General features: G+C 73.0%; 1 pseudogene. It reads right to left on the bottom strand.

The features are described 5' to 3' along the window. Positions 1 to 7649, bottom strand: a pseudogene (locus JHN63_RS47870) (hypothetical protein); the annotation flags it as partial.

Raw genomic sequence — 7649 nt, forward strand, 5'->3', positions numbered from 1 at the left:
GCTGGATCACCGACGGCAGGGTGGTGACGGTGCTCCGGGCCTCCGCGAGGTCCCGCTTCATCCGTGTCACCAGCGCCTCGGCCTTGCGCGCGGCCTCGGCCGAGTCCGCGGCCGTCTCCGTCGCCCGCCGATGGACGTCGATCGCGCCCGTGACCGCGAGCTGCGCCTTCCGATGCGTCTCTACGGCGGTGGCGTGCGCCCGGTTGGCCTGCTGGAGGGCGGCGGTGAGGCGGTTCAGGAGCTGCGGGGTGTCGGCGAGGGTGTGGGTGGCGTTGTGCAGGATTTCGGCCTGCGCGTCGAAGTCGTTCCACGCGGTGGTCAGGTCGGGGTCGACGGTGACGAGGGCCCCTTCGGGGGTGAACTCCCAGCGGCGGACGCCCTGTTGGTCACGGGTCATCAGTTCCACCGGGCGGTGACCGAGCACGGCGGTGCGCGAGGCGGCGTAGAGGGCCTGGCCGAGGCGGGTGCCGTGCGGGTCGTCGCCGAGGGCCGCCCAGAACTGGACGCCGCGGCTGCCGGCCGGGATCGCCGAGTGCAGGCGTTCGGGCAGGGTGTGCGGTGGGGCGGTGGCCCAGTCGGGGACGAGCGCGGGCAGGTCGTGGACGTCCGGCGGGAACTCGGCCGGGGTGAGCAGCCCGTGGCCGAGGAGGTCGCGTTCCTCGACGCGCAGGGTGACGGTGCCGGTGACATGGCGAGTGCCCTCGGGGCCCTCGACCAAGAGGTGGGCATCGGCGTCGATGACGTAACTGCGCGTGCCGCGCGCCCCGTTGGCGGGTGCGGAGGTGCTGCCGGACTTGAGCCAGTCGCGGCGGCTGCCGGTGGTGGTGCCGCCGAAGGTCGAGGGCTGGGTCTGCCGCTGGGCGAGCGGGACGCTGATCCCGGCGATCTCGTGGTTGTCGTCGTCGCCGCTGAGGAGTTGCGTGAACGAGGTCGCGAGCGAGTGGTCGGCGCCTGCGGCGGTGCTCACCGTGTCGGTGGTGTTGTGGAGCTGGTCGAGGGTGACGTCGTCGGCGTTGGTGGAGCGACGCGGGTTGTAGAGCGACACCGCGATGGTCGGGGGCTGTTCCGGCGCACCTTCGAAGGGCGCGGTGCCGGGCATCTTGCGGGTGAGGTCGGCGGCCAGCCGGGGGCGGTCGAGGGCGACCTGCCCGGCCTGGATCAACTGGCCGAGCCGGACGGCCTGTCCCTCCACCGACACGGACGTGATCTGCGCGTGCCAGCCGCGTCCGCCGCGCGGTGCCACGTCGTTGAGGGCCGTCTCCAGATGCGCCCAGCCGTCGAAGTGGAACGCCGGGGTCGGCCCCACAGGGTGGAACATCTGCGCGGGGACGAGATACGGGCCGACGGCGGGACCGGCCGGCCGCACGGTGTCGCGCGGGTCGACGTCGGAGACGACGGACGGGGGGTTCACCCGGGCCGGGCCGCCGGGTGCGGTGGTCTCGGTGCCGGTGAACCGCAGCGCCAGCCGGGTCGGGACGGTGCTGGTGCGCGGGTTGCCGCGGGCGAGCAGGGCCTCCGTCAACCGGCGTACGTCGCCGTCCGCGTCGGCCCAGGCGATGACACCGTTCTGGATGAGACCGCCGATGACGTTCGGCGGCCAGTCGACGACCAGCGCGGAACGGACCGACAGCTCGTAGTCGTACTCCAGGCCGTCGAAGTCGGCGCCGTTGTCGGTACGCAGCCAGAAGCGGTTGTCGGCCGTGGTCGCCCGCCGGGCGGAGACGCTACTGGCCGACTGCGGGGTGAACACGGGCGCCGAGCGGTCCGTCTTGCTGGGGTCGGGGCCCTGGTTCGGGCGGAGGTAGCGGGTGGTCAGGGTGACCGGGAGCTGGGTCTGGCGGACCGAGGCGCGGGTCGTGGTGCGGCCCGCGGCGGTGTGGGACTGCCACTGTTCCAGGCCCGAGCCGGGGGTCGAGGAACCCAGCACGGCGGCCAGGTTCTGGGTTCGCCGGGGCACCGCAGTGAGCGTCACCTCGACCAACCGCTCGCCGCCGAAGCCGTGGTGGCGGAAGTGGAAGCGGGTGGTGGCCCGGCGCGGGGTGCCGTCCGGGCCACGGCCGGGCAGCGAGCGCAGCCCGGCGGACGAGGTGAGCTGTGCGACCCGGCCGTGCACACCCTGCTGGTAGCCGGGGTGCCCCGGGGTGACCGCGCCGGGTGCCTCGGCCTCGACCAGCGCGAGCAGTTCGCGCCTGATCCGCCCGCGCCGCTCCCGCAGGGCGACCGGCCCCAGCGGGATCTGGCCGGCGTTGGGCCCGGTCGTGGGGACGGGGGCGGCGACGGGCCGGTCGTACTCGATGACGGAGAGGACTCCGCCGAGGCCCAGTTCGCGGTTGCGTGTGTACGGCGCCGGGAGGGGCGCCGTCAGGGTCGGGGCGGGCGCGAGCGCGAGCCCCTGAACCGAGCCCATCCACCGTGCGTCGCGGGCGAGTTGGCCCTGGGTCATGAGGAACTGGAGGCCGTCCGGGACGTCCACCACGAAGCTGACGGGCTCGATCGTGCCGGGCTCGCCGACGCCGTTGAGCAGGTTGCGGGAGCCGGCCCGGACCGTGACCAGATAGGTGACGTCGGCGACCACTCGATGCAGGTCGCCGCTCTCGGTGGGGGTGCGGTTGACGCCCGTACTGGCGGCGAGCGTGTCGGAGGTGTCGGTACGGGAGACATGGCCGAGCCGAGCCGACGGGTTGAAGAGACCCTTGTACGACTTGCCGCTGGTCTGGCTGGTGGAGACCGAACCGTCCGACTCCGGACCGGTGTTGCCCTGCCCGGCCGCGTTCACCGGGCCCTTGGGCTGCTTGGGCGGGTTCTGGGTGAGGACCCCGCTGCCGCCGAACTGGTGCGACTTCCCCAGGGACTTGAGCTGCTGGGCGCTGTCGGTGGCCGAGACACCCGTCTCCAGATACTGCCGGGTGGTGTCCAGGAGTCGGGGCCGGTGCGCGACCGCCTGGATCTCCAGCGTGTACTGCCCGTCGGCGAGCGTCCCGGGCAGGCTCAGGCCCTCGACTACATAGGAGTTCTTGAACAGTTCGTGGCCGTGCGCGACCAGACTGCCCGGCGTGATCGCCGCGTGCCGGGTCTCGGCGGCGCGCGTCCTGCTGTCCGTCAGCCCGCGCCCGGCGAGCGGGGAGACACCGTCGCGCGCGGGCGGAGCGACGGCCGGGCCGGTCGCGGGCGCCGGGGCGGTGACCGGGAGGATCGGGCCGGTGCCGGTGGTGGCGGGCGGTGTCGGCTGGGCCTGGCGGCGGATGACGGAGGCGGCCCGCTGGAAGACCGACTCGATGGCCGCGGCCCCGCGCACGGTGTCGATCAGCGCGTCGTCCGGTATCCGCACCAGCTCCGGCCGCGGGACACCATGGGCGTCGGTGCCGTCGAACCGGGCCATGTCCACCGGGTTGGCCGGACGCGGCGCCCCGTCGACCCGTGCGGGGCGTGGCGCGACGGTCGTCGCGGGGGGTGTCGCGGAGGTCGTCGCCGGAGCCGTCGCAGGGGCCGCCGTGGCCGCGCGGGTACGGCCGTTCGGCACCGCGAGTCGCAGCGTGCCGGTGACGGTCGGCGGGTGGACGACGGGAGGCGCGGGGACGACAGGAGCCGTACCGGTGGCGGGAGGCGCGCCGGTGACGGCCGGGGCCGGGGCGACAACGGGTGCCGGGGCCGCCGAGCGGTTCACGTTCTGCCCGAACCGCTCGCTGGGCCGGTCACCGTCGCCCGCGTACAGGTCCAGGGCCAGCCGCACCGGCACGTCGAACGCGTGGGCGTCCTGACCGGTGGCGATGAAGAACTGGTCGTGCCCGGTGGCACCGCCCACGGTGTCGCCGTGCGTGATCTGCCGGCCGTACTGGTAGTCGCCCCCGAACCCGATGGACCCCCAGGGTCCCGTCGGTCCACTGACGCTGGCCATCGGTCCGACCGCGCCGCCGTACGACTCGCCCCGCTGCTCGGCGTCGCTGCCCGCCATCTGGGCCAGCCCCATGACCTGGATGCCCGGCAGCACCCGGTGGTGCCGGCTGGCCTGCGTGGTGTCGCGTTCGGCGGTGAGCAGCAGCCGCACCCGACGCACTCCGGTGTCGGTGCCGGTCGGCACCTCGAAGTGCAGGGCGTGACCGCCGTCGACCATCGCGTCCGTGGCAGCGCGCAACCCGGTACGGGAACGCGCCTCACGCAACCGGCGCAGGTTGTTGAGCTGCGCGTGCAAGCGGATCTGGTGCTCGGGCTCGTGGTTCCGTACGGCCTGCTTCAGCCGCCCGCCGACTCCCGTGGGACGCGGGGCAGTTGGGGCGGGCGGCAGGAAGCCCTGGTCGCGCAGCCAGGTCTCCGCCTCGTCGAAGAGGCCGTCCGTGCCGGTGACGTCGAGTGGGGCCGCGCTCAGCCCGATGCCGTCCAACCGCTCCAGCGAGTCCGGGAGTTCACGCGTCTCGGCCACGGTCGGCGCGTGCCCCGTGGCGTCCGCCTTGCTCAGGACCCGCAGGTCCATACCGTGCGCCTGGGTCAGCGCCGGGGCCGCCGTCTCGGTGCCGTCCGGCCGGATCAGGGTGACCTGGTAGGTGACGCCGGAGGGGGTGAGCAGATGGCCCCGGTTGGTGCGGATGGCGTGCATCGTGCCGGCCGAACTGCCCGCGCTGTAGGTGTTGGTGACGGTCGCCTGGGTCTGTCCGCGCAGGCCGAGACTGCCGCCGATGACACTCGCCGCGTCCGGGTGTCCCTGGCTCTGGTCGCCGGTGAGCGCGGCGGCACCGCTGCCGCTGACCCCGAGACCGCTGGTGTACTTCGACGAGAGGTCCACCTTCGCCGTGTTGACCAGATGGCTCTCGAGGTTGATCTGGCCCGCCGTGCTCTGCCGCAGCGGGGTGCCTACGGTGGGCACGGTCACCAAGTGCAGCATGCCCACCGCGTTGCCGTCGGCATCGGTGATCACGGGCGAGTAGATCCCGCCGTCGACCTGCATCGGCAAGGTGCCGCGCAGCACCTGCTCGGAGAGGAAGTCCGAGACCTGCCCGGCCGCCGTGTCGTCGAGATCCGCCTGGAAGGTCTGGTGGACGTGCTCGTACAGGGCCCTGGGGTCGATCACCGAGTCGACGCCGTAGAGCGGGAGATCGGCAGGATCCGCCGGTGCGGGCAGCGAACCCGGCGCGGGATCGGCGGTGGTGAGGTGCCGGGGGAACCAGATCGTGGTGGGACCGTGCGACACCGGCGCGCTCCACCCGTCCGGGGCGGGCGCGGTGGCCGTCGTGGCCGGGGTCGCGGTGACCGCCGGGGCGTCGACGCGCACCCGCCAGTTGGTCGTGAACTCCACTGGATCGGAAGGCTCGTTGGAGCGCTGTGCGGAAGTCGTCTGGACGGCCTGCGTGACGGTCGTCGCGTCGCTGGCCTGGTTGTGCGTGATGGCCGCCGTCAGCGATCCGTCGATCGCCCGCACCGCGGTCGGGGCCGTGATCGGCCAGGACCCGGTCCACGGCACCTGGAAGGTCCGATACGTCCCCGACGGCTGACTCGAGAAGTTCTCCCGCGTACCGAACCCACGCCGCTCGACATGCTTGTCCGGGTCCCGCTCGTCGAAACGCCCCTGCCGCAAAGACTCCCGAGCATCGGAAAGCGTCAGCTGTACGTCCACGGTGTGATCGCGTCCGTCCACCCGGACCGTGACGCGGTACCCGCCGTTCGAGCGCAGATACGGCAGTTGGAGCGCGAGGCTCTCCCGGCTCAGGACATCCCGCACCTGCTCGCGCACCGACTCGGGCGGGTTGTCCGCGTCCAGCCCGAGCGCCTCGTAGACCTGACCGCGCAGCCCCTCGATCACCTCGTCGGAGAACGGCTCCGCATAGACCAGCCCGACCGCGCCGTCCGGGAGCGCGCCGTAGGACGTCACGTACGTCGACCGGTGTTGGCCCAGCGGGGACGGCGGGACGGCCGGGGCGTTGGAAGTGGGCCAGGTAAGAGCGCCGTCGGCGGGGATGGGGGTCGTGTCGGGGTCCTGGACGGGACCGCCATCCAACTGGCCCGTGTGGTCGTGGAGTTGAGGACCCGCAGCGGTGACGTTCTCGATCGTGCGGAGGTAACGGCGGGGAATGGTGACCGGGCTCTGGGTATCGGCCATCAGACCGGTGGTGCGGACCGTCGTGCTGTTGGGGTGGTTGCGCAACAGGAAGTCGTTGTCGCGCTGCTCGTCCGGCAGACCGAGGTAGTGCAGGACCTCGTGCAGGAGATCCTCGTCGGAGTGGTGGGCGTCCAGGTGGAGTTGGTCGGCGCGGGCCGGGTTGTCGGTGTCGGTGAGGGTGATCGCCTCGGGGTGGGACGGGTCGTCTATCAGGTTGAGGTTGATGTGGAGCTGGTCGCCTGAACCGGGCAGCTCCAGGCCGGAGTTGAGGTGCGTGTCCAGGAGAGTGGTGATGCGGTCCTTGAACTGCTGAGTGAGGGCAGGGTCGTTGGTGGCGACCGGGAGGTTCAGCGTGTAGTCCCGGACCCACTGACCGTTGGGCGCCTGGATACGACGGATGTTGGCACGGACGAGCGTCGTCGCACCGCTGAGGACCCCCGGGCGGGGCGGGCTGGACTGGTCCGCGTGCGGGTCGAACCGCTCCGTGCTGTGCACGGCGGGGCGGGCGTACGCACGCAGGCCGTGCCACGTGTCCTTGGGGGCGGGATCGACCACACGGGACGCGGGCAGGTCGTCGGCTGCGTCACGGGTCGGCGCGGGACGGTAACGGCCGTCCGGCTGAACGCTGTTGGCGTCCTCCGGCCCCCGGGGCGCCTTCGACGGCGTGACGGTCTCCGGGGCGGTGCCGGTGTTCGCGCCGCTGGCGCTGTAGTGGTTCAGGCCCGTGTAGTGGACCTCCAGCGCGGGCGTGTTGGTGGTCGTCGGGCCGTAGCGCAGCACGATGCCCCGGGGACCGGCGGGTGTGGTGGCCACCGGCTCGAAGACGTGGATCGGGGCGTCGAGGGTGTCGGCGAGCAGGGGCAGGAAGGTGTCGCCGACCGGGTGCGCCCACATGTCCGACCAGTTCTGCACCGCGTGGTCGAGCTCGCCCGCCTCGTCGGTGGTGAGGGGGGCGGTGCTCCGGTGGTACCCGGCGATCAGCAGCGAGCGGCGCTCGGCCGGTGTCATGGCGGTGAGCGTCGGCAGCGCGTTCACCGCCTGGAGGTAGGCGAACATCCGCCGGTTGCTCGGTGGGTTGCCGGCCGGTGCGGGGGGTGCGTTCACCGCCGAGACGGCCAGCGTGTAGCGCATATGGAGGTCGGCCGGGTCCAGGTCCTCGGCGTGGGTCATGCCCTGGATGCCGTACCGGGCCAGCTCGTTGTCGATCTGGGCGTCGGGCATGCCCGGCACCGTCTCGGCGAACCCGTCGGCGAGAACGCCCCGGAGCTGGCCGAGTACCTGGGCCGGGAGCGGTCGGGTGCCGTTGCCCGCCGCCGCCAGCCGGGCCACCACCAGGTCCTGCAACCCCTGCTGCGCGGCCCGCAGATGGCCCGCTCCCCGGTGCGTCGTCTGCGGGTTCGCCGCCACCGTCCGGAGGGTCTGCCGTACGTCGTCGGGCCGGGCGAGCCAGGCGGCGGTGCCCGCGCCGATGGCCGGGGTCGCCCGCTGGAGATGGGTGCGGACCAGGTGCGGTGCGCTGCCGATGACGGCGTAGAGGAGGCAGTTGCCGTCGCCGGGGGTC

Origin of the sequence: Streptomyces sp. MBT65 (assembly GCF_016612545.1) — a bacterium.
Lineage (GTDB): Bacteria > Actinomycetota > Actinomycetes > Streptomycetales > Streptomycetaceae > Streptomyces.